This is a genomic window from Streptomyces sp. NPDC037421 (assembly GCF_055602105.1).
Genome location: NZ_JBVJWV010000031.1, coordinates 1 through 26,976, shown reverse-complemented (window position 1 = coordinate 26,976; position 26,976 = coordinate 1). Strand labels below are relative to the sequence as shown.

Annotated in this window: 21 protein-coding genes; 17 read left to right on the top strand and 4 right to left on the bottom strand. The window is 70.9% G+C overall.

Annotation, left to right across the window (positions count from 1 at the left end; genetic code table 11):
- A partial coding sequence (locus ACZ7IF_RS31530) for a hypothetical protein (RefSeq protein WP_470978391.1) occupies positions 1 to 524 on the top strand: 524 nt, incomplete at its 5' end.
- Positions 525 to 605: 81 nt separating this feature from the next.
- Positions 606 to 1,382, top strand: a complete 777-nt coding sequence (locus tag ACZ7IF_RS31525; protein ID WP_470978388.1) for a peptidoglycan-binding domain-containing protein — start codon at positions 606 to 608, stop codon at positions 1,380 to 1,382.
- Between the two features lie 375 nt (positions 1,383 to 1,757).
- On the opposite strand, the gene ACZ7IF_RS31520 is transcribed toward ACZ7IF_RS31525, so the two are convergent.
- Both ACZ7IF_RS31520 and ACZ7IF_RS31515 read right to left on the bottom strand, forming a co-directional pair.
- A complete protein-coding gene (locus ACZ7IF_RS31520; RefSeq protein WP_470978385.1) occupies positions 1,758 to 1,919 on the bottom strand; it encodes a hypothetical protein in 162 nt (53 codons plus the stop codon).
- A 91-nt stretch (positions 1,920 to 2,010) separates the two neighbouring features.
- Positions 2,011 to 2,190, bottom strand: coding sequence for a hypothetical protein (locus tag ACZ7IF_RS31515; RefSeq protein WP_470978382.1), 180 nt, complete (start codon positions 2,188 to 2,190; stop codon positions 2,011 to 2,013).
- 378 nt (positions 2,191 to 2,568) lie between these two features.
- Between ACZ7IF_RS31515 and ACZ7IF_RS31510 the strand changes: the two genes are divergently transcribed.
- The 3 genes from ACZ7IF_RS31510 (at position 2,569) to ACZ7IF_RS31500 (ending at position 7,426) form a co-directional block, all read left to right on the top strand.
- Positions 2,569 to 4,140, top strand: a complete 1,572-nt coding sequence (locus tag ACZ7IF_RS31510) for an alpha/beta hydrolase (protein WP_470978379.1) — start codon at positions 2,569 to 2,571, stop codon at positions 4,138 to 4,140.
- Positions 4,141 to 5,175: 1,035 nt separating this feature from the next.
- Positions 5,176 to 6,213 carry an RICIN domain-containing protein gene (locus ACZ7IF_RS31505; RefSeq protein WP_470978376.1) on the top strand — a complete coding sequence of 346 codons (1,038 nt, stop codon included), beginning with the start codon at positions 5,176 to 5,178 and terminating at the stop codon, positions 6,211 to 6,213.
- 397 nt (positions 6,214 to 6,610) lie between these two features.
- Positions 6,611 to 7,426: a sulfite exporter TauE/SafE family protein gene (locus tag ACZ7IF_RS31500; RefSeq protein WP_470978373.1), complete on the top strand. Its 816-nt coding sequence runs from the start codon at positions 6,611 to 6,613 to the stop codon at positions 7,424 to 7,426.
- A 31-nt stretch (positions 7,427 to 7,457) separates the two neighbouring features.
- Here ACZ7IF_RS31500 and ACZ7IF_RS31495 read toward each other — a convergent pair whose 3' ends face one another.
- Both ACZ7IF_RS31495 and ACZ7IF_RS31490 read right to left on the bottom strand, forming a co-directional pair.
- The gene (locus tag ACZ7IF_RS31495) at positions 7,458 to 8,000 is read right to left on the bottom strand and encodes a hypothetical protein (RefSeq protein ID WP_470978370.1); all 543 of its coding nucleotides are present in this window, start codon (positions 7,998 to 8,000) and stop codon (positions 7,458 to 7,460) included.
- 116 nt (positions 8,001 to 8,116) lie between these two features.
- On the bottom strand, positions 8,117 to 8,452 hold the full coding sequence (locus tag ACZ7IF_RS31490) for a barstar family protein (protein WP_470978367.1): 336 nt from the start codon (positions 8,450 to 8,452) through the stop codon (positions 8,117 to 8,119).
- 1,084 nt (positions 8,453 to 9,536) lie between these two features.
- On the opposite strand from ACZ7IF_RS31490, the gene gntD reads away from it, so the two are divergent.
- The 12 genes from gntD to ACZ7IF_RS31430 all read left to right on the top strand — a co-directional run.
- Positions 9,537 to 10,586, top strand: a complete 1,050-nt coding sequence (gntD, locus tag ACZ7IF_RS31485; RefSeq protein WP_470978364.1) for a guanitoxin biosynthesis L-enduracididine beta-hydroxylase GntD — start codon at positions 9,537 to 9,539, stop codon at positions 10,584 to 10,586.
- Positions 10,587 to 10,596: 10 nt separating this feature from the next.
- Positions 10,597 to 11,751, top strand: coding sequence for a capreomycidine synthase (gene vioD / locus ACZ7IF_RS31480; protein ID WP_470978362.1), 1,155 nt, complete (start codon positions 10,597 to 10,599; stop codon positions 11,749 to 11,751).
- A complete protein-coding gene (locus tag ACZ7IF_RS31475; protein ID WP_470978359.1) occupies positions 11,748 to 12,995 on the top strand; it encodes an MFS transporter in 1,248 nt (415 codons plus the stop codon). Before vioD ends, ACZ7IF_RS31475 begins: the two co-directional genes overlap by 4 nt.
- Positions 12,996 to 13,113: 118 nt before the next feature.
- Entirely contained in the window at positions 13,114 to 13,803 is a 690-nt protein-coding gene (locus ACZ7IF_RS31470) for a thioesterase II family protein (RefSeq protein ID WP_470978356.1), read from the top strand.
- Positions 13,800 to 14,636 carry a mycofactocin-coupled SDR family oxidoreductase gene (locus tag ACZ7IF_RS31465; RefSeq protein ID WP_470978353.1) on the top strand — a complete coding sequence of 279 codons (837 nt, stop codon included), beginning with the start codon at positions 13,800 to 13,802 and terminating at the stop codon, positions 14,634 to 14,636. The genes ACZ7IF_RS31470 and ACZ7IF_RS31465 overlap by 4 nt, the downstream gene beginning before the upstream one ends.
- 133 nt (positions 14,637 to 14,769) lie before the next feature.
- Positions 14,770 to 17,568, top strand: coding sequence for a non-ribosomal peptide synthetase (locus ACZ7IF_RS31460; RefSeq protein WP_470978350.1), 2,799 nt, complete (start codon positions 14,770 to 14,772; stop codon positions 17,566 to 17,568).
- 78 nt (positions 17,569 to 17,646) lie between these two features.
- Entirely contained in the window at positions 17,647 to 18,804 is a 1,158-nt protein-coding gene (locus ACZ7IF_RS31455; protein WP_470978347.1) for a pyridoxal-phosphate-dependent aminotransferase family protein, read from the top strand.
- A complete protein-coding gene (locus tag ACZ7IF_RS31450; protein WP_470978344.1) occupies positions 18,801 to 22,094 on the top strand; it encodes an amino acid adenylation domain-containing protein in 3,294 nt (1,097 codons plus the stop codon). Before ACZ7IF_RS31455 ends, ACZ7IF_RS31450 begins: the two co-directional genes overlap by 4 nt.
- Positions 22,095 to 22,146: 52 nt before the next feature.
- Positions 22,147 to 23,166 carry a Rieske 2Fe-2S domain-containing protein gene (locus ACZ7IF_RS31445; protein ID WP_470978341.1) on the top strand — a complete coding sequence of 340 codons (1,020 nt, stop codon included), beginning with the start codon at positions 22,147 to 22,149 and terminating at the stop codon, positions 23,164 to 23,166.
- Positions 23,163 to 23,927: a glucose 1-dehydrogenase gene (locus ACZ7IF_RS31440; RefSeq protein WP_470978338.1), complete on the top strand. Its 765-nt coding sequence runs from the start codon at positions 23,163 to 23,165 to the stop codon at positions 23,925 to 23,927. The genes ACZ7IF_RS31445 and ACZ7IF_RS31440 overlap by 4 nt, the downstream gene beginning before the upstream one ends.
- Before the next feature lie 49 nt (positions 23,928 to 23,976).
- A complete protein-coding gene (locus ACZ7IF_RS31435; protein WP_470978335.1) occupies positions 23,977 to 24,882 on the top strand; it encodes an NAD(P)-dependent oxidoreductase in 906 nt (301 codons plus the stop codon).
- 99 nt (positions 24,883 to 24,981) lie between these two features.
- On the top strand, positions 24,982 to 26,976 hold a 1,995-nt coding region (locus ACZ7IF_RS31430; RefSeq protein ID WP_470978332.1), incomplete at its 3' end, for a condensation domain-containing protein.

The following is a 26,976-nucleotide window of genomic DNA, read 5'->3' as shown; positions in this document are numbered from 1 at the left end:
CCGACGGCATCGCCGGCCCGCGCACCTGGAGCGTCCTGCTCACTGACACCGGCGGCTCCGCGGGTGTCCCGGCGGGCAACGCCGGCGCCCTCGCCAAGCAGCTCCTGGAGACGCCGGGGATCACATTCGCCCGCACGCACTCGGAGACCCGTCACAACGCCTCCAGCGCCTACGCCAACATCGTCGACATGGCCGCCGGGCGCGGCGCGCTCACCAGCCCGGGAAGCCACGTCGGGTCCAAGCGGGTCCAGCTGGACCCGCGCATGCTCCGGGGCCTGCTCACCCTGCACGACAAGTACGGCTACCGGATGAACATCAGTGAGTTCGTCGGAGGTGTGCACAGCAAGACGTCCCGCCACTACCGCGGCCTGAGCTTCGACGTGAACGTGATCAACGGCAAGCACGTCGGCAAGGGCGCACCCCACAAGGCCGTGATGAACCTCTGCTCCCAGCTCGGCGCCACGGAGCTCCGCGGCCCCGGGGACCCCAACCACAACACCCACATCCACTGCGCCTGGAAGTAGCCCGGCCACACCTCAAGGGGGCGGACGCCGACCGGTGTCCGCCCCCTGCCGACCGTCCCCTCATCCCCCTGGGAGAAGACCATGACCACCACACGGACTGCACATCGTGCCGCTCCGCCGCGCCGACCCTCCGGACCGCTGGAGCGGCTGCTCAGCTGGCTCCAACGCCGCCCCCTGGCAATAGGAGTCATCGCTGTCACCGTCCTCACCCTGACCGCCTCGGCTTATCAGAACGCCCAGGGCCGCGCCGACAACACCGCACCGCCAGCCGCCGTGCCGACCTTCGGCGACTGCCCGACGGCCATCTGCCCCACACCCGGCGAAGACGCTGGCACCGACCGCAGGGACGAGGACTCGGAAGGCGCCGGCAACACCGAAACCGGCACCCTCCTGGCACAGACCCCGCCTCCCGCACCACTGGAGACACCGGTACACCGACCCGGCACCGGCCCCCGCGTCTGGCCCCTCGTAAAGACCGGCGCCGAGGGCGAGACCGTCGCCGCGATCCAGCTCCTGCTCACGGCCCACGGGTACCGCACCGACGTCGACGCGGTGTTCGGCCCCGCGACAACTTCACGAGTGATCTCCTACCAGCGTGATCGCTCCCTAGCCGACGATGGCATCGTGGGTCCCGACACGTGGCATGCCTTGGTCGTCAACGTCCGCGCCGGTGACAAAGGCCCCGCGGCCCAGGCCGTCCAACGCCTCCTCACCGCAAACGGCCACTCCCTGGCTGTGGACGGAATCTTCAGCCAGGAAACCGCCCAGGCCGTCACAGCCTTCCAGACCGAAAACCAGCTCACCGCCGACAGCATCGTGGGCCCAGACACGTGGTCGGCCCTCGCCAACCACACGTGACCGACAGTGGCCCGCGGCAGCCCCGAGAACGCACTCGGCATGACCGGCTGACGGCGGCCTCCAGGTGGCAGGTACGTTCGGAGATAAGGGATGCGGCCTTGGCCACCAGAAGGCCGCGACGGGGGCCGCGCCCCGACCATCGGGCAACCAGCGCCCTCGATCGCCGGGCCGGCCATCGGACCTGGGCCCTCTTCCCCTCGGCTATCGCATGGGAAAGAGGTGTCCTCGTCGAGGGGAGGCTTGCCCACCGGGCCTGACCAGGGACAACGAGAGGTGTCCGATTTGCCAGGCTCCCACTCCCGGTCCCCCGCTAAAAGCAACCGTCCAAGCAACCGTTCAGCCCCCCCCCTTCCGGTGCAACCCTGCCTGCGGGTCCTACCGGCTGCCGCGGTGCTCGTAGACCGTGACCCGCAGATCGCTCATCGCCTCTGCCGTCCGCGCTTCGTCCTTCCCCTGGTCCATGGCTTCCAGGACCGCGGCCGCCGATACCTGGATCTGGCGCGGCAGGCCCTCGTACAGGTCGCCCCTGTGTCTCAATCACGCTCCGCCCGGACCGCGGGCTGCTCGATGCGACCCGGCCCAATCTGGGCTGCGTCCGCTTCTGGGAGCAGCGCCCGCCAGCTGGTTTCTAGACGCCGTCACAGTCGCCCGAGGATGAGAAGGCGCGGCGGACGGTGTTGCGGAGCTCGGCGATGGCTTCGACGAGTACGGCGCAGGCGCGTACGACCTCAGCAGCCGCGGCAGGAAGGCGGGCGGCGGCTCCGAGGAGGAGGACGAGGGGGGCGAAAGCTACGGACAGTTCCTGCAACGGGTGGGTAGGCCCACTGCGGCCCGGGCGAGCCTGCTCACCGGTGAGCTTGCCCAGGTAAGCCCTGGGCTTGCCCGATCGCGTGACAGCGATTCGCCGACGAAGACGAGGACGGATATCACTACTTCTGCAGGAACTCCTGACAGCATGCCAGTGCGGCGATCTCCCCTTACGGCAGGCACGTGGCCGGGACGGCCCTCAGCGCAGCCCCGCCGACGGTCTCCTCCCGGAGGAGGAGGCCGGACCGGGCCGCAGGTCCCGGACCAGGGGTGGACGGGACCTGGGTCCTCGTGCCCTTGGGCGATGTGCCGTACCAGGGCGGCTTCCTAGCCTCGGGGCATGCGATCACACGAAGCGGACGATGCTCAAGGAGACCCCGTGACCACTGTCAGCCCCGCCGCACGCCGCGCCTTGGCCGTGGGCCTCACCCTCGCCGCCTGCCTCACGTCCTCCCCCGTCCTGGCCACGGCCGCCGAGACCCCCGCCCGGGACAGCTCCGGGGCCGGACTGGACCGGTACTACCGCCAGCACCTCGGCTGGGGCAGCTGCATCAAGGGCCCCGACGACACCACGGGCCGCGATCTGGACCAGGCAGGCGTGCAGTGCGCGGACGTGACCGTGCCCCTGGACTACGCCGACCCCCGGGGGCGCACGATCACCGTGGCGATCTCCCGGCTCAAGGCCACCGACATCCGCCACCGCATCGGCGCGATCCTCCTCAACAACGGCGGTCCGGGCGGTCCCGCGCTCCAGTCCCCGCCGCAGGCCCGCGCGTCGATGAAGGAGGTCGGCGCGCGCTACGACATCGTCGGCTTCGACCCGCGCTTCATCGGGCGCAGCACCGCGCTGGACTGCGGCTTGCCCGTCGGCATGACCTGGCTGTCCGCCGGCACCGGCCGGGCGGGCTTCGACCGCCAGGTCGCCCTGCAGAAGAGCCTGGCCGACAAGTGCCGGGCCACCGACGCCGCGGTGCTCCCGCACATCACCACCCGCAACACGGCCCGCGACATGGACGTCATCCGCGGCACGCTCGGCGAGCGGAAGATCTCCTTCCTGGGCTACTCGTACGGCACCTACCTGGGCACGGTCTACACGCAGATGTTCCCCGGCCGCCACGACCGGATGGTGCTGGACGGGGCGATCAACCCGAGCGACTACCGCCCCCGGCTGCTGAAGGGCACCGAGCGCGAGAACGAGAAGGCGCTGTCCGACTGGGCCGCCTGGGCCTCGGAGCACCACGACACCTACGGCCTCGGCCGCAGCCGCGCCGAGGTGCTCGCCGCCGTCGACCGCATCGTCGCGGCGGCCACGCGCGGTCCGCTGACCATCGGCGCCGGCGCCGATGCCTTCCGGATCGACGACAGCCAGGTGCCGCTCCTCCTCTTCTCGGGCATCGCGGACGACACCGCCCCGGCGCGGGCGTCGTTCGGCGAGCTGCTTTCCGTACTGGCCAAGGCCGCGGAGGGCCGGCCGACGACGGTGCCTCCGATGCTCGTCCCGGAGCTCCGGTACGTGCTGCGCGGTGAGGGCGAGCCCACCGGCGCGCAGTCCGCCGTCATCTGCGGGGACGTGGCCGCCGCGCGCGATCCCGAGCTCTACTGGCGGGACATCGAGCGCAACCGCACCGCGCACCCGCTGTTCGGCGCACTGACCAACAACATCAACCCGTGCGCCTTCTGGGACTCGCCGCGCGAAGAGCCCACCCGGGTGCGGCGCGATGCCCCTGCACTGATCGTCGCCGCCACCGGTGACCCGCGTACGACGTACAAGGGAAGCGTCGAGCTGCACAAGCAGCTGCCGAGCTCCAGGCTGGTCACCCTTGAGGGCGCCAACCGGCACGCCCTGTTCGGGCACTACGGCAACGCGTGCGTGGACGACCAGGTCAACCGGTACCTGGCCACCGGCAAGCTGCCGGCGAGGGACCAGACCTGCGTCAGGCAGGCGGGGTAGCGGCCCGAGGTTCACGTTCCGAGTGCGCGGGCCAGCAGCATTCCGCGGTTGTTCGTCGCGGTCTTGGCGAACAACCGACTTGAGGTGGTCCTGCACGGTGTGCTCGGAGACGAACATCTGGCGGGCCGCCGTGTGGCTGTCCCGCCCTTCACCAGATGGCTGTCACCGAGGAGATCCAGCGAGACGCTCTCGCGTCGCCCTGAGCAGCTTCTGAAGTCGGACCGGCCCCGCCGGGCCTCACCAGGCGTGGTCACGCGGCGGCTCGCGGATTCTTGCCGGGTGCCGGGCGCATCCAGTCCACGAGGGCGTATTTGTGGACGGCTCGCTGGCCGTCCGGACAGGTAGCGATCGAGCTGTTGGCTCCGTCTGCGGGCACCGATACGGCCGGCCCGGAGACCTCGGTGACCTCACCCGTACCTGTCGGCCCGGTAGCACCGGTCGCGCCAGCGGGGCCGGTGCTACCGGTCGCACCGGCGGGCCCGGGGATGCCCTGCGGACCAGTCGGGCCGGTGGGCCCGGCCTCTCCGGAGGGAAGTAGGCGCCACCTTCATCGTCCGGGCCGCCGCCTGCCCGGTGGGGGAGCGGGATTCCCACCCCGCTCCCCCACCGGGCAGGCGTCACTCACACGGTCCGGTGTCCGTCGGTGGCCTGGTCCGACTCCGGGGGGTTCGGCCCGATACCGGGGCATGCTCAGTGCGGACGCGCGCTACGGGAGGCCGGGACGTCGAAGGGGCGTGAGCCCGACTCAGCGGCCGCACTCTCGGCACTTCGACGACACAGCGCACCGGGTGGTGAGGTCGGCCCTCCACCTCACATCTCGGCGAGCCACGTCGTCGCACCGTCGAGACCCTCGTGATCCACCACCGCTCCCTTCGGGTTGCAGCCCCCGTCGCTGTGGCCGGATGAGGTTTGTCCGGAACCGGGTGTACCTCGACGCCCCTTTCCCGGCTCTTGGCGCACGTAGCTGTGCTCGCCACCCCTCGAGGAGAAGCCGTGCGTTCGAGAAGGAAACTGTCGGTTCTGGCCGCTGTCTGTGTGAGTGCCCTGACGGTCGGGGGGCCGGCACAGCCCGCGCTCGCGGACGGCTCGGTCAACGGTCCCGTCGAGAACTGCAACGCCGCGGCCGCCGTGTCGCCGGGGTCTTTCGGCACCGGCGCGCTGTCGTGGTGCATTCTGGCGTCCAAGCAGAGCGGTGAGGCCAAGAAGCTGGCCCGCGAGGGGTTCGTCAAGGGCCTGCTCGAGATGCTGACGAACCACACCGGCGGCAATTACAACATCATGATTTTCGACGTCAAGGGCAAGAACGCCTTCGGGGACCCCTGGTTCGTCCACCCCTACACCGCGAACCTCAAGGACGTGGCGTACCAGGGCGACATCGAGTACAACGACGCGACCTCGCGCGAGGACCAGACCTACCGGATCTGGATCTTCTCCGGCGGCGGCAGCTTCACCAACCACGGCGACGGCGGATGGATCAACTGGGGCTTCTACGGCCTGTGGGACCGCAACGGCTCCACCGTCGACTTCCGCCCCACGATGGTGCCGGCCACGACCCCCGGCGTCCCCAAGGGCGAGACGCCCGGTCCCGGCGACACCCCCATCACGCCGGGCGTACCCGCCCAGCCGGGCCCCCGTCCCGGCTTCCGCGCCGACAGCGCGGCCACGTCGCCCTCCGGATCAGGCCGCCCGCCCGTCGGCGTCCCTGTGCGCCTGAAGACCGTCAACAACCTCGGGGCTGCCGCGACGAACGCCGCCTCCGGCTCGACGGTGGTCGCGGGGAAGCTGGGTGACACCAACTCCACATGGACGTTCAAGGAGGCTGGCGGCGGCCGCTACGAGATCGCCAACGGCCTCGGTCCGGTCCTCACCGAGAACACGAGCACCTACTTCGCGTCCATCACCACCTGGAAGGGCGGCGCCGCCCAGAAGTGGGAGGTCGTCCCCATCAAGGGCGTCACCTACCAGATCAGGATCAGTGACCAGGACTGCCTGACCTACCACGAGGACTACAAGAAGCTCGGCGTGTGGACCTGCGACGGTTCCCAGGGCCAGCAGTGGACCATCGCCCGCTGAGCAGCACCCCCACGGGGCCCGCAGCCGTGCCACCGCGCGCCTTCGTGCCCCGGCCCTCCCGGCAGACAACCGCTCAGGCCGACCGGCTTGGCCGGCTCGACAACAAAACCTCGCGATCAACGCCAGTCCCGTAGCCTGGGCTTCACCGCCCGTGCCGTGGAGGCGTTCGACGAGCGCGGACCGCTGCCCCGGTTCGGCCAGGGCGAGACCCTCGCCACCAGCCCCGTAGGGCACTATGCGGGGCAGCCACCTGCCCCGCAATCACCACCGGTCAGGTGGGCCGTGGCAGCCGGTTCTCGGAGGTCCGGACGAATCGGGAGCGGACGTCCGGTGCCTTGCCCCGAAGGTGGAAGCGCGCCGTAGCAGCAGGGGCGGGCCACCAGCGAGGATGCCCGTCATGAGCACGGACCAGACCCTTCGTCCCCTCCGGCCGACGCACTCAGCACCGGCGGTGTTCGGTGCGGGAGCGGCCATCGGCGTTCTGGGCGGGATGATCGGGCTGGGCGGCGCCGAGTTCCGCCTGCCCCTGCTGATCAGCCTCTTCGGATTCGCCGCGCTCTCGGCCGTCATCCTCAACAAGGCGATGAGCCTGGTCGTGGTCCTGGTCGCGCTGCCCGCCCGCCTTGCCGCGGTCCCGGCCGCCGAGGTCGCCGCCCGCTGGCCCGCCGCGGTCATCCTGCTGGCCGGGAGCCTCCTCGGCGCCTGGGCCGGCGCGTCCTGGGCGGTCCGCATGCGCAGCACCACCCTCTACAAGGTGCTGGCGGCGCTGATGGTCCTCATGGCCGCCGCGCTCGCGGTCACCCACACCACCACCCTGGACACCCTCGCGCTGCCGCTCTGGGCACAGATCCCGGCCGGCGTCGCGGCCGGGTTCGGCATCGGTGTCGTCGCCGCGATCATGGGAGTGGCCGGCGGCGAGCTGCTGATCCCGACGATCGTGTTGCTGTTCGGCGAGGACATCAAGACCGCCGGAAGTCTCTCCCTGGTGGTATCCCTGCCGACCATGCTGGTCGCGTTCGCCCGCTACAGCCGCGACGGCGGCTTCGCGGTCCTCCGCACCAGCCTCCGCTTCGCAGTGGTCATGACCGCTGGCTCGGTTGCCGGGGCGGTGCTGGGCGGACTGCTCCTCGGTGTGTTCCCAGACCTGGTGCTCATCCCCGCGCTGGCCGTGATCCTGCTCGTCTCCGCGGTCAAGCTCGCCCGACACGCCTGAGCGGCCGGGTGCCTCCCGCGATCGCGGAGAGTCATCGCGGCGTTCGAGGATGCGGGGGTCCTGTCTCATCCAATCGATGCGTCTGCTCGGCGAACCCCGTAGCTTGTCCGGCGCGATCCGTCGCGTAGCCGTCCGAGTGTTCGCGGCGCAGGTGCTCAGAGCGGGACTGAAGGATGTCCAGGGCCTCGTGGATCGAGCAGCCGAGGTGGTCTCGGCACATCTTGATGACCTTGACGGTCGTGCCGCTGAGGATCTCCTCGTCCGCGAAGGAGAGCGGGCCGGCCGTCCAGGGGGCGGACGCGGGATCCCCACCTGGCCGGTCGGCGTCGGTCAGGGTGACGAGCAGGCGGCCGTCCGCGAGCGCCACCGCCACGTCCATGCCGCGGGCTGCCTTCTCCGTGAAGGCAGCGGGTGCGGTGTGGTCCAGGAGGAAGACGAAGTGCTGGGCAATACGTCGCCGCCGTTCATCGGGCTCGCCGTCGGCGTCCAGGCGGAGGTTGGAGTTCCAGGCCGCCTGGGCGAGAACCGATACGAACAGGCCTAAGGGCTGTCCCGTAATCCCCGGCGGGCGCACGACGCCGGCTACGGCACCTCGCCGCGTTGTCGGAACGCCCGAATACGCCCAGTACGGGGGCGCCCCTCCGCCTTGCGATGCACCGCATCCGACGCCGTGCGCCGATCCACCGGGGATCACGGGACAGCCCTTAGGAAGTCCGATTTCAGCAGGTCGTCCGAGTGCTCGATCAGAATCGCGAGGTCCTGGTTCCCGTGGCCGGGACCGTGCCAGTCGTGGAGGCAGTCGACGAGCGCGTCCCAGTTGTGGCCGAAGTGGCCGCGGAACGACAGCTCGCGGGCGAAGGTACGGAAGACGGCCGCCGGCTCACGCATTTCCCGGCCGTCCAGCCGCAGGACCAGACCGTTTCGCTGCACGAGCGCGGCCGTTTCCGACGCCAGCCATGGGTCGGCCGGAGAGGTGAACACGACCCATGGAGAGCGGTGTTCCGTCAGAGTGGGCTCGGTCATCATGGGTGAGATCCTTGCACGGCATTTGCTCGGAGCCTGAGCGAATAGAGGAGGGCGCGCGGTCAGCCGGCCTTGGGCGTAGGGGTCGGCTTCGAGGCTGTACGGCCCGGCGGGGAGGTCGGTGATCAGGTGCCATCCGCCAGGGCCGCCGGGGTGGGCGCGTCGGCTTCGGCCACGCTGCCGACGGCCTCCAGGACCCGGGCGGGCGGGCCTGCCGCCTGGTGGTCTCCTCCGCCGCCTGCTCCTGCGCGGCCCGCAACGCGGCATCCGCCTGAGTCCGGGCCTCTGCAACGCCCGCTTGCCCTGGACGGCCCCCGCGCCCGCCGCCACGACCGGTCCGAAGTCCTCGGATGTGCTCGGCCGTGGCGTGCCGCGTCCTGGAGGGCCTGCCGACGCGGTCGGGCCGGTGCGTCCGGCAGAAGCGGCAAGCATGGTCCGACATGCGGAAACGCCCGAAGTCCCGCCCGCAGGTGCGTGGTTCGTGCCATCCGATGCCTGGATGTGATGACTGGCAGCCGTCGGCATCATCGGATCGCACAGAAGCTCGCGGGAGCGACTTGGGTAATGCATCAACCATTCGAAATTCGGTTGACCCTCTCACCTCCCGCCGCTAGATTTCCGTCATACGGAAGATCAATTCCATTCTCGGGGGAGGGTGTTGACTACGGATCGATGTCAGTGTCAGACGTCGCCGCTCTGACGGGCTTGTACTTCGAGGCCGTTCGACCGCAACACTCCTCAAGTGACCACCACACCGCTCACGTCCGGCCCTGGGCGTCGTCCGCCTGCCACGCACCCGCGGCACTGAGGCCATCGTGACCACGGCAACCTGACGCCGTCGCGCCCGCAGGGCAACACCCTGCCGCGCCGGCCAGCGCCCCGCGCATCCGCGGGATCTTGCCCGGTCCCCTGCGAACCACTGCCGACACGCCATGCAGACGCGTGCGCAGCTCTCACCGTGCGGCCGAGCAGTCCTCCGCTCGGCACGCCGAACGACAAGCCCGAGAACTGCTCCACCGCAACCGACGACAGGCCTGCACCGCTCACGCTGCCGCAGGCCGGGGGTGAAACAGCAATGACCAAAAGCGTGACCGACCCATCCGCCTCCCTCCCGACCGACGAACCGCCTGTGATCACGTACGGCCTCTCCCAGGAGGAGGCGGCCCAGGCCTCCGCGCTGGCCGAGGCATGTCTGTCGGCATACGGGAGCGCGTCAGCCCCGGAGTTCCAGCGGGACGCTCCGGTGCTCGCGGCGGATCTGCCCAGATCCCTGAGGACCGCCGTCAATTCGGCACGGCTGCAGGACAGGTTGCACGCGCTGGTCATCAAGGGCAATCGCGTGGACGGGGCCGCCCTGGAGGACACGCCCGCGCACTGGCGCGACGCGGACACGCCGGGAAGTGGGGTACACGCCGTACTGCTGTCCCTGTACGCAGCGCTGCTGGGGGACGCCATCGGATGGGCCACTCAGCAGGACGGCAGGGTGATCACCGACGTGCTGCCCATCCCGGGGTACGAGGACAGCCTCGTCAGCTCCTGCAGCGAGCAGGAGCTCGGCTGGCACACCGAGGACGCCTTCTCCGCGTCGCGTGCGGACTACGTCGGGCTCTACTGCCTGCGGTCACCGGAGCGCATCCCCACCACGCTCGCGGGCGTGGACCTCTCGCTGGTTCCGGGTGTGATCGCCGACGTCCTGGCGCAGGAACGATTCCACATCCTGCCCGACTCCTCCCACGACGCGGCCAACAACTCGGATGGCGGCGAGGCGAATCCGGAGGCCTTCGCCCGGCTCGCGCAGCAGCAGAAGGAGCAGGAGCTCGTGTCCGTCCTCGGCGGCAGCCCGGACGCACCCGTGCTGCGGATCGACCGGGACTTCACCGTCGCCCGGGACAGGGACGCCGACGCGTCCGACGCGCTGCGCTGGATCATCGCCCACCTCGACGAGCAGCTGTACGACTTCGTCCTGGAGCCCGGCGACGTCGCGTTCGTCGACAACCGCAACGTGGTGCACGGCCGGCGCTCCTTCCGCCCACGCTACGACGGCCAGGACCGCTGGCTCAAGCGCGTCAACGTCGTCGCGGACCTGCGGCGCACCCGTCCCGATCGCGCTGGCGCGGCCACACGTGTGATCGGCTGAAGGAGAGCACGTGACCTTGCACGACATCGCGCCCGCCCTGCTCGAGGACTGGCTGCGCAACCGTTACTTCTCCGCCCGCTACGACATCTCGAGTTCGGGGCTGACCCCCTGCACGCTCGGCGAGCTGCGTCGGACCCTGGGCATCGGCAGTGCGGAGCTGGACGCCATCGCGTTCCGGGACAGCCCCTCGACGGGCAGTGAGCGGCTGAGAGAAGCCATCGCCGCCCGCTACGCGCCCGGGCATGCGGTCCGGGTGATGGCGACCCACGGCGCGAGCGAGAGCCTCTTCCTCGCCATCGCCGCCCTGGTGAAGCCCGGTGACGAGATCATCACCCTGCGCCCGGTCTACCAGTCCCTCTCCTCCATCGCCGCAGCGCTCGGCGCCCGCCTGCGGACGTGGGAACTGCGCGCTGAGGACGGATTCGTTCCGGATCTAGAGCTGCTGCGGGCGGCCATCACGCCGCGCACGCGCGCCATCGTGGTCAACTTCCCCCACAACCCCACCGGGACGACCCTCTCCCCGGCGCAGTACGACGAGCTCCTCCGGCTGGTCGACAGCCACGGCTGCCACCTGCTCTGGGACGGATCCTTCGCAGAGCTGGCCCACGATACAGATCCGCTGCCCGAGCCGACCGGCCGGCTGGAACGGGCGCTGTCCTTCTCGACGCTGTCCAAGTCCTACGGTCTTCCCGGTCTGCGTGTCGGCTGGTGCGTCGCCCCGCGCCGGCTGATACCCGAGATGGTGCGGCTTCGTGACTACCTCACCATCAGCACGTCACCGGTGGCCGAGCACCTGGCGGCGGTGACCCTGGAGCAGGCCGACAAGGTGCTGACCCCGAACCGGGAACTCGCGTTCGAGAACCGCGCGTTGCTCCTCGATTGGGCCGCACGGCATGCCGGTCAGATCGACCTGCCGACCCCTCTCGGCGGCGTCACCGCCTTCCCCCGCCTCGTGGGGGTGCCGGACGTGACCGCGTTCTGCGACGCCCTCGAAGCGGAAGACGGGGTGCTTGTCGTACCGGGTGACTGTTTCGAGCACCCCGACCGCATCCGGGTCGGATTCGGCGGGGCGCCATCCGAGCTCGCGGCCGGCCTCGACCTGCTGGCGGCGCGCGTGCGCAGGACGGCCGAGGCGCGCGCACTGAACGAGCGGGGGGCGCGATGACCACCGGATCGACGGCTCCGGAGCGCACGTCCCCCGGCCGCCCCATCCGGGAACTGCTCGTCCACCGGCCCTACTGGATCTGGAACCTGATCGTCCAGCTCGTGAACGGGCCCGCCCTGATGGCGGCCATCGCCTTCGCGGGTCTCACCGCCGTGAGTACCGGTTCCGCGAAGGACGGCGGCGTCATGGTGGCCTCGCTGATCCTCGCCGATGTCGTCTCCTCCGGCCTCATCGGCAAGGTCGCGGACCGTACATCGGGCCGGACCGTACAGGTGGCATCCGCATCCCTGGCGGCACTGGGGCTGGCATCGGTCGGTCTGGCAGCCGGCCTGGGCGCGCCGCTGACCGTGCTGTGCCTGCTGTGCGCGGTGGCAGGCCTCGGCCTGGGCGGCTTGACCGGGCTCACCCGCACCCTCCTCAACTCGGCTGTTCCGGAACGGCTGGTGCAGCGCGCGCTCGCCGTCAATGCCACCATGATGGAGCTGCTGGTGGTCGGAGCCCCGCTGATCGCGGGGGCCGCGATCGTGCTGTTCGGCTGGCTCGGCGGCGTGGCCGCGATGGCCGGCGGCTGTGCCGTACTGTCCCTCCTGCTGGCCTTTTCGCGTACGGCGGCACGCCCGTCCCCGAACGGCCCTCCCGAAGACGGCGACCAGGGGGAGCGGGGGTCCGCCGAGAAGCAACGCCAACCGCTGTGGAATCTGGGATTCATCGCCTGGGTCGCTGTGGGAGTCGCCTTCAGCCACACCCTCGGCGCCATCGAAACGGCGGCCCTGCCGCTGGCCCAGGCCTTGGGGTCGGGCACCTTCGGCGGCGGAGCGATCATCACGGTGCTCGCCGGCAGCAGCGCCCTCGCGGGAATCGGCTACACCGTCCTGACGGACCGGCTGCCCGGCGGCCCCGGGGCGCAGGCGGGCGCCCTCCTCGCGGTGGTGGCCGTGGCGGCCGTCGGGGTGGGGCAGGCGCGCGGCTGGACCGCGCTGCTCGCCGTCGTGATCGTCGCGGGCCTGTGCACCGCGCCGCTCAACGCGATCCGCTCCTACGCGGTCGAGAAGACCATTCCGGAGCACCGGCGGTCCGAGGGATTCGGCTGGCTCTACACGACGGGGGCCTGCGGGTTCGCGGCCAGCGGTCTGGGTCTGACCGCGCTGCCGTTGCACGTCGCCCTCACCGCGCCCGCCGTGAGCTGCCTCGTGGCCGTGGCCCTCCTGACCGCCGCCGCGGTGCGGCGCCGCAGGGCGGCCTGATCCGTCGGTACCGCACACGACCGTGCCCGCCGGGAGGGGCCGGCTTCCCCATCCGCGGGAGCCCGCTCGCCCCGCGGCCGCACTCGTACACCCCCTATGCACAGGAAGGCGATCCAGCATGTCGAAGTCCCTGGTCTGTCTGCCGTTCGCGGGAGGAGGCGCCGGCTTCTACCGGGCCTGGCCCAAGAACCGGCTGGCGGGAACGAGCATCCTCCCCCTCCAGCTCCCCGGACGCGAGGAGCGGTTCGGAGAGCTGCCGCACACTGACGCGCAGACCGCCGCCCGCGACCTGGTGCGGTCCCTGGAAATGAGGACCGAAGGCCCCATCGCGCTCTTCGGCCACAGTCTCGGTGCGGTGCTGGCCTTCGAATTGGCAAGGGAACTCGAAGCCCGGGCAACGGTCGAGCTGTCTCACCTGTTCGTCAGCGGGTCGCCGGGGCCCTGGACGGGCCGTACTGAACGGGCCACCGGTCTCGGCGACGACGAGTTCGTCGAACGGGTCGCACGCTTCGCCGGATACCGCCACCCCGCGCTGGACGACCCCACCTTGCGCGAGGTGCTGCTTCCGACGTTGCGGGCGGACACGGAAATGCACGAGGACTACAAGCCCACGTCGGCCGACCCCCTCTCGGTCCCGATCACGGCGCTGCGCGGTACGGACGACACGCTCGTCTCGAAGGAGGAAGCCGGCCAGTGGGCGGCGGCCACCCGGGGTGGCTTCACGTACCTGGAACTCCCGGGGGGCCACATGTACCTGGCGGAAGCCCCCGAGCGGCTCCTCGACACGATGGCCGGGGTCCTGGCATGAGCGGGGGCCGCGCCCTGGAAGGCAGGGTCGCTCTGATCACGGGCGCGGCCCGGGGCCTGGGCCGCGCCTGCGCGGTCCGATTCGCGCGCGAGGGCGCCTCCCTCGTCCTCGCCGACATCGGAGACGACATCGACGGGGTGCCCTACCCACTTGGCTCGGCAGCACAGCTCACGTACACGGCGCGGCTGTGCGAGCAGGAGGGCGCCGCCGCGCTCCCCCTGCGTCTCGACGTCCGCGACAGCGGTTCCGTCGCGGACGGCGTGGAGCAGGCACTCGACCGCTTCGGAAGGATCGACGTGCTCGTGAACAATGCCGGGATCGCGGCTCCTTCCGGCAAAGCCGTCCACGAGATCACCGATGACGAGTGGGCGATGATGCTCGACGTCGACCTCTCGGGGGCCTGGCGCATGATGCGGGCCGTGGTGCCGGGGATGATCGCGAACCAGTCCGGCAGCATCGTCAACATCTCCTCGACCGCCGGCCTGGTCGGTTACCGGCACTTCGCCGGGTACGTGGCCGCGAAACACGGTCTCGTCGGCCTGACCAGGGCGGCCGCCCTGGACTACGCCCCGCACCGGATCAGGGTCAACGCCGTGTGCCCTGGTTCCGTGCGCGACGACCCGGCGGTGGACGGCCGGATGCTTTCCGAGATCGCCCGGTCCCTCGACGTGTCGGTCGATGAGCACGAGGAGATCTTCCTCCAAGACCAGCCCATGAACTCGCTGATGAACCCGGCGGACGTTGCCGGAGCCGCCTTGTGGCTGGCGGCCGACGACTCGCCCCGGGTGACGGGGAGCGTACTCACCGTCGACGGCGGTTTCACCACTCGGTGAGACCCGCGCCGGTACCGGCACCATCTCGCAGTTCGAACAGGAGATTCCCATGGTGGCCACCCACCGCCCCCTGCGGGCTCACGCCTCGCTCCACAGCCTGGTAGTGCCCTGCCCGGCCCCCCCGACTGCGGAAGTGCTGCACCAACGCCTGACGGACATCACCGCAGGCGCCGATGGGTGGAGCTTCTGGGAGGCCCCCACAGCGGTCTCGTCCGCTGATCCGGCGGCGCCGCGCTACGTGCGGCGCGAGGCCGAACGCCCGTTGCACTCCGCGCAACGCCTGCGTGTCGTACTCGTCCGCCACAGCGACGGCGCCGGTGCGCTGGTGCTCGTGGCAGACCGCGCGACGCTGTCCCGCACGGACCTGAGCCGAACGGCGAGCGCCCTGGCCACGGGCGCCGAGCTGCGCATCACGTCGCACGGCACTCCCGTGCGGCCACATTCGACGGCCGTACCCCAGTGGGGCCTGGGCGAGCCTCACGGCACGGGCCCCGTGGAACGCATTCCCTTCGAGGTTCCGGGCGGACGGCCGCTGGACGTCTCCCTGCTCGCCCTCGCCGCAGCCGTCGTCCTGTCCCGCTACGAGACGGACGAGTCTCCGCGCGTCGGAGTGCTGGATCCGGACGGCGGCCCGCATGCGCGGGAGCTGATGTACGTCCACGAACTCGGTCTTTCTCCCGTCGGAGGGGAGCTGCCGGTCGCTTCCGCGAACCATGTCCCGTACGCGCTCGGCGGCGCCGGCGTGCAGGCCGCCGAAGCCGTCGGAACCGTCCTGCCCTGCGTCGGAGTGGTTCTCGGCGATGCGGTGGCCGGGGAGGACTACCGGCCGTTTCTCGCTCCGTACTTCCCCCTCACCCTGCACGCCGAACGGCAGCCCGACGGGTCCCTTCGGGGTGGCTGCGCGTATGACCCGGCCCTCGTGGCGACGGCGGTGGCCGAGGCGTTCACGCGCGGGGTGGCGAGAGTCGCCGCGCAGCTGGCCGCAGGCGGGGAGGACACCGCGGCGGTGACCATCATGCCGTTGGACGCTGCCGAGGCAGCACACCTCGCCTTGCTCGGCACCGGCCCCGTGCGGGAGCGCGCCCTCGCGACCGGGCCGCAGGCCGGCATCATCGACCGGTTCCGCGACATGGTCCGCGCCCGTCCCGAGGCGGTGGCGGTGAGCGGCGCGGAAACGGAGTTGACCTTCCGACGGCTGGACGAGCTGGCGGACGACATGGCCATCGCTTTGCGCGGACTGGGCGCGGGCCCGGGCCGGATGGTGGGCGTGTGCCTGGAACGGGACCCCTTGCTGGTCGTCACCATGCTCGCGGTGCTCAAGGCGGGCTGCGCGTACGTCCCCATGGACACCCGCTATCCGGAGGATCGGCTGCGCTACGTCACGGCGCACGCCGATGTCGTCGTGGTCGTCACCGATCTGCCGGACTTTCCCGACGTCAGGGGTGTCAGGCGCGTCGGTCCGCAGGAGTTGCTGAGCCTGGCCGCCACTGCGCCGGGCGGAGTGGATGCGGCACTCCCGGGGGACGGGAACGCACCCGCCTACGTCATCTACACCTCGGGCTCCACGGGCCGGCCGAAGGGTGTGGTGGTGCCCCACCGCAACGTCCTCGCCCTCGTGGACGCCACGGAGGGGGACTTCGGGCTCGGCCCGCACGATGTGTGGACGATGTTCCACTCCAGCGCCTTCGACTTCTCGGTATGGGAGATATGGGGTTGTCTCCTCACGGGCGGGCGGCTCGTCGTGGTCCCGTACTGGATCACGCGTGACACCGAGCGCTTCCACGAACTCCTTGCCGAACAGCAGGTGACCGTGCTCAGTCAGACGCCTTCGGCGTTCGGGCAGGTCGTGGCCGCCGACCGGAACTCGGATGTCCGGCTCACCGTGCGGCTGGTCGTCTTCGGCGGCGAACCACTCGACACTCGTATGCTCCTGCCCTGGTTCACCCGGTACCCACCCGCCTCATGCCGTCTGGTCAACATGTTCGGAATCACCGAGACCACCGTGCACGTGACCGCCGAGACGATCACTCCGGAGTCGGCCTTGCGCGGCTCGCGCTGCGTCGGCCTGCCGCTACCGGGCTGGTCGGTGACCGTGCGCGACGACAGGGGGCAGCTACTGCCGGTGGGTGCCGCGGGCGAGGTCTGGGTCGGGGGCGCGGGGGTCGCGGACGGCTACCTCGGACAGCCGGAACTGACTGCGGAGAGGTTCGTTCTCGACCCGGACGGCCGGGGACGGATCTACCGCAGCGGCGACAAGGGCAGGCTCCTGCCCGACGGCCGCCTTGAGCACCTGGGCAGGATCGACAGCCAGGTCAAACTGCGCGGCTTCCGCATCGAGCTCGACGAGATCCGCCATGTCCTGCTTTCGTCGGCCGACGTCCTCGCCGCTGCCGTCGTCCTCGATCCCGGAGAGCAGGGCGATCCGACGACCGCGCGCATCGACGCGTACGCCGTGCTGAGGACCGGCGCGAGCCCGGCGGAGGTGCTGTCGCACGCCCGGAGGGCCCTGCCCGATTACATGGTCCCGGCCGCCCTCACTCCCGTGGACGCCATTCCCCTGACGATCAACGGGAAGCTGGACTCCTCACGTCTGCCCGCCCTCCGCGGCAGGCCGACACCGGCCGTCGTCCTGGACGGCGGGCGCCGCAATCCGGCAGGCACCCCCTCGGCGGATCCGCTGGAGGAGGCCGTGCTCGGCCTCTGGCGGCGCCGCCTCGGCACCGAAGTGGGCGTCCGGGACAACTTCTTCGAGCTGGGCGGCAATTCGCTGCTCGTCGTGCGCGTGATCGCCGAGCTCAAGGAGCTGGGACTGCCGAAGGTCTCGGTACAGGAGTTCTACGGCAACTCGACCGCCGGGCGGTTCATCGAGCTGGTGCGCCGCCGCAGCGGCGGAACCACGGCCACGGAGCCGACCGCGGACCGGACGAACTGATCCCAGGCGCGACCGCACGGACGCCGCTGCGGCGAACCGAACGCTCCTCCACTCACACCAGAATCACGAGGCCCACGCATGCTGTCCAAGTACCGTCTGATGGTCCCGGGACCCACGCCGATGCCGCCCGCGGTCACCATGGCCGCGGTGCGACCGATCGAGGATGAACGCACCCCCGAATACGCGGCCGTCTTCCGGCGGATCCTCGACAACCTGAAGACAGTGTTCCGCACCGAGAACAGCGTCCTGGTCTTCACCTCCAGCATGACCGGCGCCTTCGAAGGAGCCGTGCAGAACCTGCTCTCGCCGGGGGACCACGTCCTGGTCGCCGTCAACGGCGTGTACGGCGACAGATGGGCCAAGCTGTGCCGCGCCTTCGGCCTGCGGGTCACCGAGGTGGGCGCTGCCTGGGGCGAGGCCGTGGACATGGGCGAAGTGGCCCGCACACTGGCCGAGCACGGCGACATCACGGCGGCCATCGCCGTGCACTGCGAGACCTCGACGGGCGTCGTCAATGACATCGAGGCCTTCGGGCGTGCGGCCGCGGGGGTCTTGAGCGTGGTCGACACCGCCTCGGGTCTGGGAGCCTGTGAACTGCGGACCGACGACTGGGGCATCGACGTCGTCGTCGCGGGCGGCCAGAAGGCCCTGATGACCCCGCCGGGTGTGGCCTTCGTCAGCATCAGCGAGAACGCCTGGCGGCATCATGGGAAGGCCACGCTGCCCCGGTTCTACTTCGACTGGACCGAGGTGCGCGCCACGACCGAGAGCGCGCTGGCCCACACGCCGTGGACGCCCGCCATCACCCTGCTCAGCCAGCTCGACGTGGCACTGGGGCAGATCCTCGACGAGGGCCTGGACGACGTCATGCGGCGGCACGCCGTCCTCGGCCGGATGACCCGGGCCGGCGTGCGCGCCATGGGCTTGGAGGTGTACGGCACGGATGACGACCGTGCCGCATCCGTCACCGCCGTGCGCGTGCCCGGGGGCATCGACGTCGAGGCCCTCATCCGCGCGGCGTTCCTGCTGCACGGCGTGCAGTTCGCGGGTGGTCCCGGCGCGCTCGCCGGTCACGTCCTGCGGATCGGCCACTGCGGATACGTCGACGCTTTCGACGTGCTGAGCGCGCTCGGCGCCCTGGAGCTGTCGCTCGCCGGCGCCGGACACGACCTCGTCGTCGGAGAGGGCATCGCGGCCGCCCTGCGCACCTTCCATGCATCGGCGGATGCGGTATGACGCCCTCCTCGATCACCAGTACGGCGGGGGCGCCCCGGAACGGCTCCGCGACGGACACGCTGCGGCCGCTGACCGAGCTCTTCGCCGAGCAAGCGGCCCGCCGTCCTGACGCGCTCGCGGTCCTTGGCGACGGCCGGCGGCTGACGTACCGGGAGCTCGCCGATGCCGCCGACCGGCTGGCGGGCCGGCTCGCAGCCCTGGGTCTGGGCCCGGGTGACCGGGTCGGGGTCTGCCTGCCGCACTCTCCCGACCTGCTGGTCGCCCTGCTCGGCATTCTGACGGCGGGGGCGGCCTACGTGCCGCTCGACCTCGACTACCCGCCCCAGCGCCTGGAGTTCATCGCTTCCGACATGGCGTTGAGCCACGTCGTGGTTTCGGACGAGACGGCCGGAAGCTGTCCGGCCCGCGCCGCGTGCCCCGTCCCCGTCCACGAACTGGACCCGGCACCCGGTGACGGACCGCACGAGCGGGCCGCCCGGCGGATCCCGCCGAGGGCACCGGCAGGCGAGGACCCCGCCTGCGTGATCTACACCTCGGGCTCGACCGGTCGGCCCAAGGGAGTCCTCATACCGCACCGGGCCCTGACCAACCTCGCTCTGGCAGCCGGAGAGGAGTTCCGGCTGGCGCCGGGGGACCGCTTCCTCGTGAACCTCTCGGCCGGCTTCTCGGGATCCTTGGAGGAGCTCTTTCCCCCACTGGTGCACGGAGCGGCCGTCGTCATACCGCCCGAACGGCAACGGCTGTCCACGGTGGACGGTCTCATGGCGTGCCTGCGGCGCCACGAGGTGACGGCACTCATCCTGACCACCGCGCTCTGGCACGTCGTGGTGCGCGAACTCGCCGACACCGGGGGAATGTTCCCCGCCCACGTGCGACTGGTGGGAGTGTCGGGCGAGCGCTGCCACCCCGAGTTCCTGCCGCTGTGGGCGCGCCTGCGGGTACCGCTGGTGCACATCTACGGTCCGACCGAGTACACGGCCACCGTCACCTACTACACCCTGCCCGCAGGGGCACGTGTACCGGCCGGCGCGCTCCTGCCCATCGGCAAGCCGATCCGGGGCACTCGGGTGCACATTCTGGACCCGGCCCAACAGCCGGTCGCCGAGGGGGAGGAGGGAGAACTCTTCGTCGGCGGCGACTCGCTGGCCCTCGGCTACCACGACCGGCCCGAACTCACGGCCGCGCGATTCGTCCCGGACCCCTTCGCGCCGGATGCCCCGGACACCCACCAGGCACGCCTCTACCGGACCGGAGACAGGGTGCGCCGTCGGCCGGACGGCCATCTTGAGTTCATCGGCCGCGTCGACGACCAGATCAAGATCCGCGGATACCGGGTCGAGCCGGCGGAGATCGAATCGGCGCTCACCCGTCACCCCGGCGTACGGCAGTCCGTCGTCACCCTGGCCGAGAGCGCCGGCGGGCACCGCCGTTTGGTGGCCTACGTGGTGCCCACCACCGACCCGGGGGCGACGCCCCCCACCGACGCCGATCTGAGCACCGCACTCGCGTCCGAGCTGCCCTCGTACATGGTGCCGGCCACCTACGTACGGATCGCCGCGATCCCCCTGAACAACCACGGCAAGATCGATCGGGCGGCCCTGCCGGAGCCTCCCGGTACCCGCCCCGTCCTGGGCGTGGCCTACAGGGCGCCGGGCACCGGCTCGGAGGCATACCTGTGCGGTCTGTGGGCCGAACTCCTCGGCATCGACGAGGTGGGTGCCGACGATCCCTTCCTCGCCCTCGGCGGCGACTCGCTCCTGGCCCACCGTGTCCTCGGTCGGATCCGCGGTGACCTCCGCCGCGATCCAGAGGTCCGGGAGGTGTTCGCCGCCACCACGGTGCGCCGGCTGGCGGCGGTGGTGGACGCAGCGCCGTTCTCGGGCGCCGAGCCGTCCCGGCTGCCCGGCCTCGCCTCGGCCCGGGCCCGCCGGGCGGACTTCGCAGAACGGCTCGGAGCCCTCAGCGGCCTGCCGGTGCTCGGCCCCCTCTCGGAGAGCCAGCGCGGGATCTGGTTCCACGGACTGCTCGCTCCTGCCAGTACCCTCTACCTCACCCCCTGGCTGTGCCGCCTTTCGGGCCGCCTCGACCACGACGCCCTGCGGAAGGCCTTCGACCTCCTGGTCCTGCGCCACGAGGCGCTGCGCACCGCGTTCGCCAACGTCGACGGCGAGCCCGCCCAGGTCACGGGCGCGCCCGCCACGTTCACCATCGAGGACCTGCGGGAAGCCCCCGAGCCCGAGGCGGAGTCCCGGCGGCGCGCGGCGGAACTCGGCCGGGTGCCCATGGACACCGCGAAGGGTCCGTTGCTGCGGATGAGCCTGCTGCGTTTCCAGGACGAAGAGCATCTCCTCGTGTGTGCGGCGCACCACCTCGTCTTCGACGGCCGCTCGCAGCACGTGTTCCTGGAGCAGCTGGCCGAGGCGTACGGCCGGGAACTCACCACACCCGGCCGGCACCCGCAGCCGGTCGCGCCCACGACCCGGCACGCCGATTTCGCCGCCTGGCAGACGGCGTTCCTCGACGGTCCCGGGGCCGAGGCCCAGCTCGACTGGTGGCGTGACCAGCTCGACGGCTGCGCGCCTCTGTGGCCGCCCGTGCACGGGGGCGGGTCCGGACGCGGGTTGGCAGACGAGACCGCGGCCTCGGTCACCTTCGAGCTCGGTTCACCCTCTGACCTGCGGCGCACGGCAGCGGCGGCCGGTGCCACACCGTTCGTCGTGCTGCTCGCGTCCTTCCTGGCCGTGCTCCGGGACGAGAGCGGGCGGCAGGACGTGACGGTCGGCACGCCGGTCCTGGGACGGAGCCTGCCCGAGTTCCGCGACGTGCTGGGGATGTTCGTGAACACGCTCGTGATGCGGCCGCGCCTGCACGACGGCATGACCTGCCACGAGGAGATCGACGCGGTGCGGCAGTGCGTCCTGGACGCCTTCGCGCACCAGGACGTACCCATCGACCGAATCATCGCGCACACCTCGGCCGGTCCCCGCGGAAGAAGAGTCGGCGAGAACCCCTTCTTCAACGTCCTGTTCAACTACGAACGCGACGCGTCGCACGGCGTGGAATGGCCCGGGCTGACCCTCGGCCCCGCGCGCGACCTGCCCACCGGCACGGCCCACACCGACCTCGTCCTGACGGTCACGGAGTACCCCGACCGCCTGGAAGGACGCCTCGACCACCGCACGGCCCGCATCGACGCGGACACCGCGGCCAGGCTCGCGGACGCCTGCCGCTCGCTCTTGGAGCACAGGCGTCCGGCGGCCCCTGATGCCGAAGGGCCCCCGAGCGGGTGACGAACACCTGAGCAGCGCCCGGCCGTACCGGCACTACCGAAGAGAGAAGACGATGGACCCGCTCGAGTACCAGCTCCTGCGCCACACCTGGTTCCCGGTCGCACGTATCGAGGACGTCACCGACCGGCCGGTACAGGCCAGCATCCTCGGCACCAAGCTCGTGGTGTACCGAGTGGGGGACACGGTGACCGTAGCCCGTGCCGCCTGCCCGCACCGCGGCGTCGACCTGTCCATGGGCGAGATCCGGGACGGCGGCCTCGAGTGCCCGTACCACGGTTGGATCTTCTCGGCCGGCACCGGCGTGTGCACGCACGTGCCCTCCCTGCCCGCGGGCAGCACTCCGGTGCGCACGCGGCTCCAGACCTACCGCGTGGCAGAGGCGTACGGCCATGTCTGGAGCTGTCTGGAGGATCCCTACCTGCCGTTGCCCGCCCTGGCCGACGTGGGGACGGTCGAATGGCAGCTCGCCTTCGGCAAGCCGAACGACCTCGACTGCGGTATGCGGCAGCTCACCGAGAACTTCCGGGACATGGGCCACTTCCCCTTCGTGCACCAGGGAAGCATGGGGCCCGACGTGCGTCGTGTGGTGGCCCCGTACCAGGTGCAGCGCGACGGCTGGGACCTCGAATGGGAGCTGTCCACCGACCTGGGCGGCACTGCTCTGGAAGGGAACAAGGCACTCGGTACACGGCAGACGCTCACCTACCACCTCTCCCTGCCCATGTTCGCGTGGATCCGGACCACGTTTCCCGACGGCGGCCGTCGGCTCGTCGCGCAGTTCGCGACGCCCATCACCGAAGACGGCTTGCGCGTAAGGGAGTTCTGGGTCGTCGGGATCGACAGGATCGTGGCGGAGGAGCACGGCGTCTCGATCGAGCAGATGTGGGAATACGAGCGGATCATCTTCGAAGAGGACTTTCCCATCGTGGAGAACCAGGAGCCGCGCGAAGCCCCCCTGGACGTACACAGCCAGGCGCACGCCCCCGCCGACAAGTACTCCATCGCCTACCGGCGCACGTACGTCGAACTCCTGGAGACCTTCGCGAAGGAGAAGGGGCTGGAGGCTCCGTGACCGGGCGCATCCATGCACCCCGCTTCGAGGGAGAGGTCGCGCTCGTCACCGGCGCCGCCACCGGAATCGGCGCGGCAACCGCCCGTGCCCTGGCCGCCGAGGGCGCGGCCGTGATCGTCAACCACTGGCGCACGGAGCGGCCGGCCCGTGCCGTCGTCGAGGCGATCGAGTCGGCAGGCGGCAGGGCGCTGGCCGTCGAGGCCGACGTGTCCGACGCGGAGGCGGTCGCCGGGATGGTGGCGACGGCCCACCAGGCCTTCGGTCCGATCGGGATCCTGGTCAACAACGCCGGCGTCATTTCCCGGGCGTCCGTCACGGAGCTCGAGGAGGCCGAGTGGGACAGGGTGCTCGACACCAACCTCAAGGGCGTTTACCTGGTCAGCCGCGCGGTGGTGCCCGACATGATCGAGAGCGGTCGCGGGCGCATCGTCAACATCTCCTCGGACCTCGCCCTCACCGGAGAGGCTCGGCTCGTCCACTACTGCGCGGCCAAGAGCGGGGTGATCGGCCTGACCAAGGCGCTCGCCCACGAGCTGATCCCCCACGGCATCAACGTCAACGCGATCGCCCCCGGGATGACGGAGACGCCCATGCTCACCGCCAACCCCGTCACGTACAACCCGGAGCGCGAACGTTCCATACCGGCGGGCCGCTGGGGCAGGCCCGAGGACATCGCGGCCAGCGTCTGCTTCCTGGCTTCCGCGGAAGCCGACTACTACGTGGGGTGGCTCCTGAGCCCCAACGGTGGAATCGCGATGTGACTGCGCCTTGCCCCCGTACGAAAAGCCACCCCTGCGAGGAATGACTTCCATGATCAGCATTGCGGTGCGTCCGCATCCCCTCCCGACGGTGCTGCGGACCGCCCTCGACCAGGCACCATGCGAACAGGTCCGGCCCGAACACGCGGAGGCGCTCGTCTGGCTGGGCTCGGACCCCGAGGCACTCACCGCGGAACTCACCCGCATGCCACACGTCCGCTGGGTCCAGCTGCCGTGGTCGGGTGTGGAGGAGTACGTACCCTCCATGCGGCCCGACGTACGGTGGACCTCGGCCCGTGGAGTGCTCGCCGAGCCGGTGGCAGAGCACGCGCTGATGCTGTCGATGCTCGCGCTGCGCTCCGCCGACCGTTCGGTGCGCGCAGGCCGTTGGTCCCCGCAGGAGCCGCGGTCGCTGTACGACGCCGACGTGGTGATCGTCGGCGCCGGCGAGGTGGCAGAAGCACTGCTGCGCCTCCTCACCCCGATGCGGGTCCGGGCCACGGTCGTACGCCGACGCCCCGGGCCCGTGGCGGGAGCGGCGCGGGTCGTCACGTCCGACCGGCTGCTCGAGGCCGTCGCGACGGCTGACGTGGTGGTACTCGCCGCGGCACTCACGGGCGCGACGCGCGGCCTGATCGACGCGGACGTGTTCGCGGCCATGCGCCCGGACGCCTGCCTGGTCAACGTGGCGCGCGGAGGCCTCGTCGTCACCGGCGACCTGATCACGGCGCTGCGCGAGCGGCGGATCGGCGCTGCTGCGCTCGACGTGTCGGATCCGGAGCCGCTCCCTGAAGGTCATCAGCTGTGGGACCTGGAGAACTGTTTCCTCACAGCGCACTGCGCGGGTGATCTGCCGTACGCGTGGCCCGCCTTCGCCGATCTCGTCCGCGACAACATCGAACGTTTCGCCCGAGGGCACGAGTTGCGGAACACCGTTTCACTCGAATGCGGCTACTGAGCGCGCCCGCCCCCTGTGGCGACCTCGAACAAGCACGACGCGGGAACCGCCCGACCGGCCCCGTGCCCCACCCCGCAGTTGACGAAGGGAATGTCTTCCATGGCAGGGACTGACCGGGAACCCGGCAGCACCGGCGATCAGGCGCGAGCTTCGGCCGCGACGCGGTTTCCGCTGTCGCCCTCGCAGCACGGCATGTGGTTCCTCGACCAGCTCATGCCGGGCCGGACGCTCTACAGCATCCCTTGGGCGGTGCGCGTGCGCGGCCCCCTCGACGCGGCTGCCCTGCGCGCCGCCGTCAACGAGACCGTCCGCCGGCACGACGCCCTCCGTTCGCGATTCACCTGCACCGATGGTGTTCCGTCCCAGATCATCGACGAAGGCCGGCGCCCTGAGTGGCGGGAGACCGACCTGACCGACGCCGACGGGGCTCACCAGGACCTGCTCCTCGCCAGGACCCTGCGGGCCGCGGGAGACCGCCCCTTCGACCTGGCCCTCGGGCAGCTGCTGCGCGTGGAACTCGTCACGCTCGCCGTGCAGGACCACGTCGTCCTGTTCACCGCGCACCACATCGTCTTCGACGGCTGGTCCCGCGACCTCCTGCACAAGGAGATCGACACGCACTACGAGGCCTTCACCGCAGGCCGGCCGAGCCCCATGGCACCGCCAGCCGCACAGTACGGACCCCACGCGCGGGCCCTGCGCGAGCGCCTGGACGACCACGGGCTCGAGGAACAGCTCGAGCACTGGGAAGAGCACTTGCGCGGGACCGGCGGGCCGCTCGAACTCCCCGGCGACCGTCCTCGTCCGTCCCAGCCCGACCACTTGGGCGCCACCTGCCTGGTGCCGCTGCCCGAGGGCCTGGAACAGCGGATCCGGGCCGGGGCCAGGGATCAGCGCTGCAGTCCGTTCATGGTCTGCTTCGCCGCCTTCGCGGCCTTCCTCCAACGGTCCACGGGGAGCTCGGACGTGGTCGTAGGCGTGCCGATGGCAGGACGCACCCGCCCGGAGGTCGCCGACCTCATAGGGCTGTTCGTCAACACCCTGCCCCTGCGCACCGACCTCTCGGGCACTCCCACCTTCGCCGAGCTGCTCCGCCAGGTGCGGTCCACAGCACTGGCGGCCTTTGTCCGTCAGGACGTGCCCCCGGACGCGCTGGTGCAACGGCTGTGCCCCGAGCGGGATCCGTCAGGCCCCCATCCGCTTTTCGGGATCATCTTCTCGGCGGAGGACCGTACCCCGCGCCACGACGCGCGTCCGGGGCTCCTCGGCAGCGGCGAACACGAGGAGGTGTGGACGGGCACGGCGAAGGTGGACCTCAACGTCACCGTCGTCATGGGATGCGACCAGCCCCATGTCCAGCTGGAATACTCCACCGCGCTCTACGACGAGGCGACCGTGCGCCGGTTCGCCGCCCGGTACCTGAGGCTGCTGGCGGGTCTGGTGGCGGAGCCCGGTGCCCGGATCGACCAGCCCGCGATGCTGTCCGAGGAGGAGACGCTGCGCGGGGAGCGAGAGGTCCTGACCGCGCCCGAGTCCTTGTCCTCGGCCGACGCCGAGACCGGGCGTGCGGCGACGGCCCCGGACCTCGAAGAACTGACGAGCGAGCTCCGCGAGGTGTACGCCAACCTCCTCGACCTGCCGGTGCGGGCAGACGGCACGCCTTCGGTGACGGAGCACGAAAGTTTCTTCGAGGTCGGTGGCTACTCGCTGCTCGCCGTCCAACTGGTGGGCCGGATCAAGGCGAAGCTCGGCGTGGAGGTCGGGATCCGTGACGTCTTCGAGGCTTCGACACCAGCGGGGCTGGCACGACGCGTCGCCGCCGCACGTCCGGCCGGAACCCGCACCGCGTTGACACCAGCGGTACGACCCCAGCTGATACCCCTCTCGTTCGCCCAACGCCGACTCTGGTTCCTGGCACAACTCGAAGGCCCCAACAACACCTACAACGTCCCCCTCATCCTCCACCTCACGGGCACCATCGACCCGACCGCCCTCGAAGCCGCACTCACAGACCTGGTGACCCGCCACGAGATCCTGCGCACCGTCTACCGGGTCTCAGCAGAAGAGCCCAGTCAGACCGTGCTCGATCCGGCA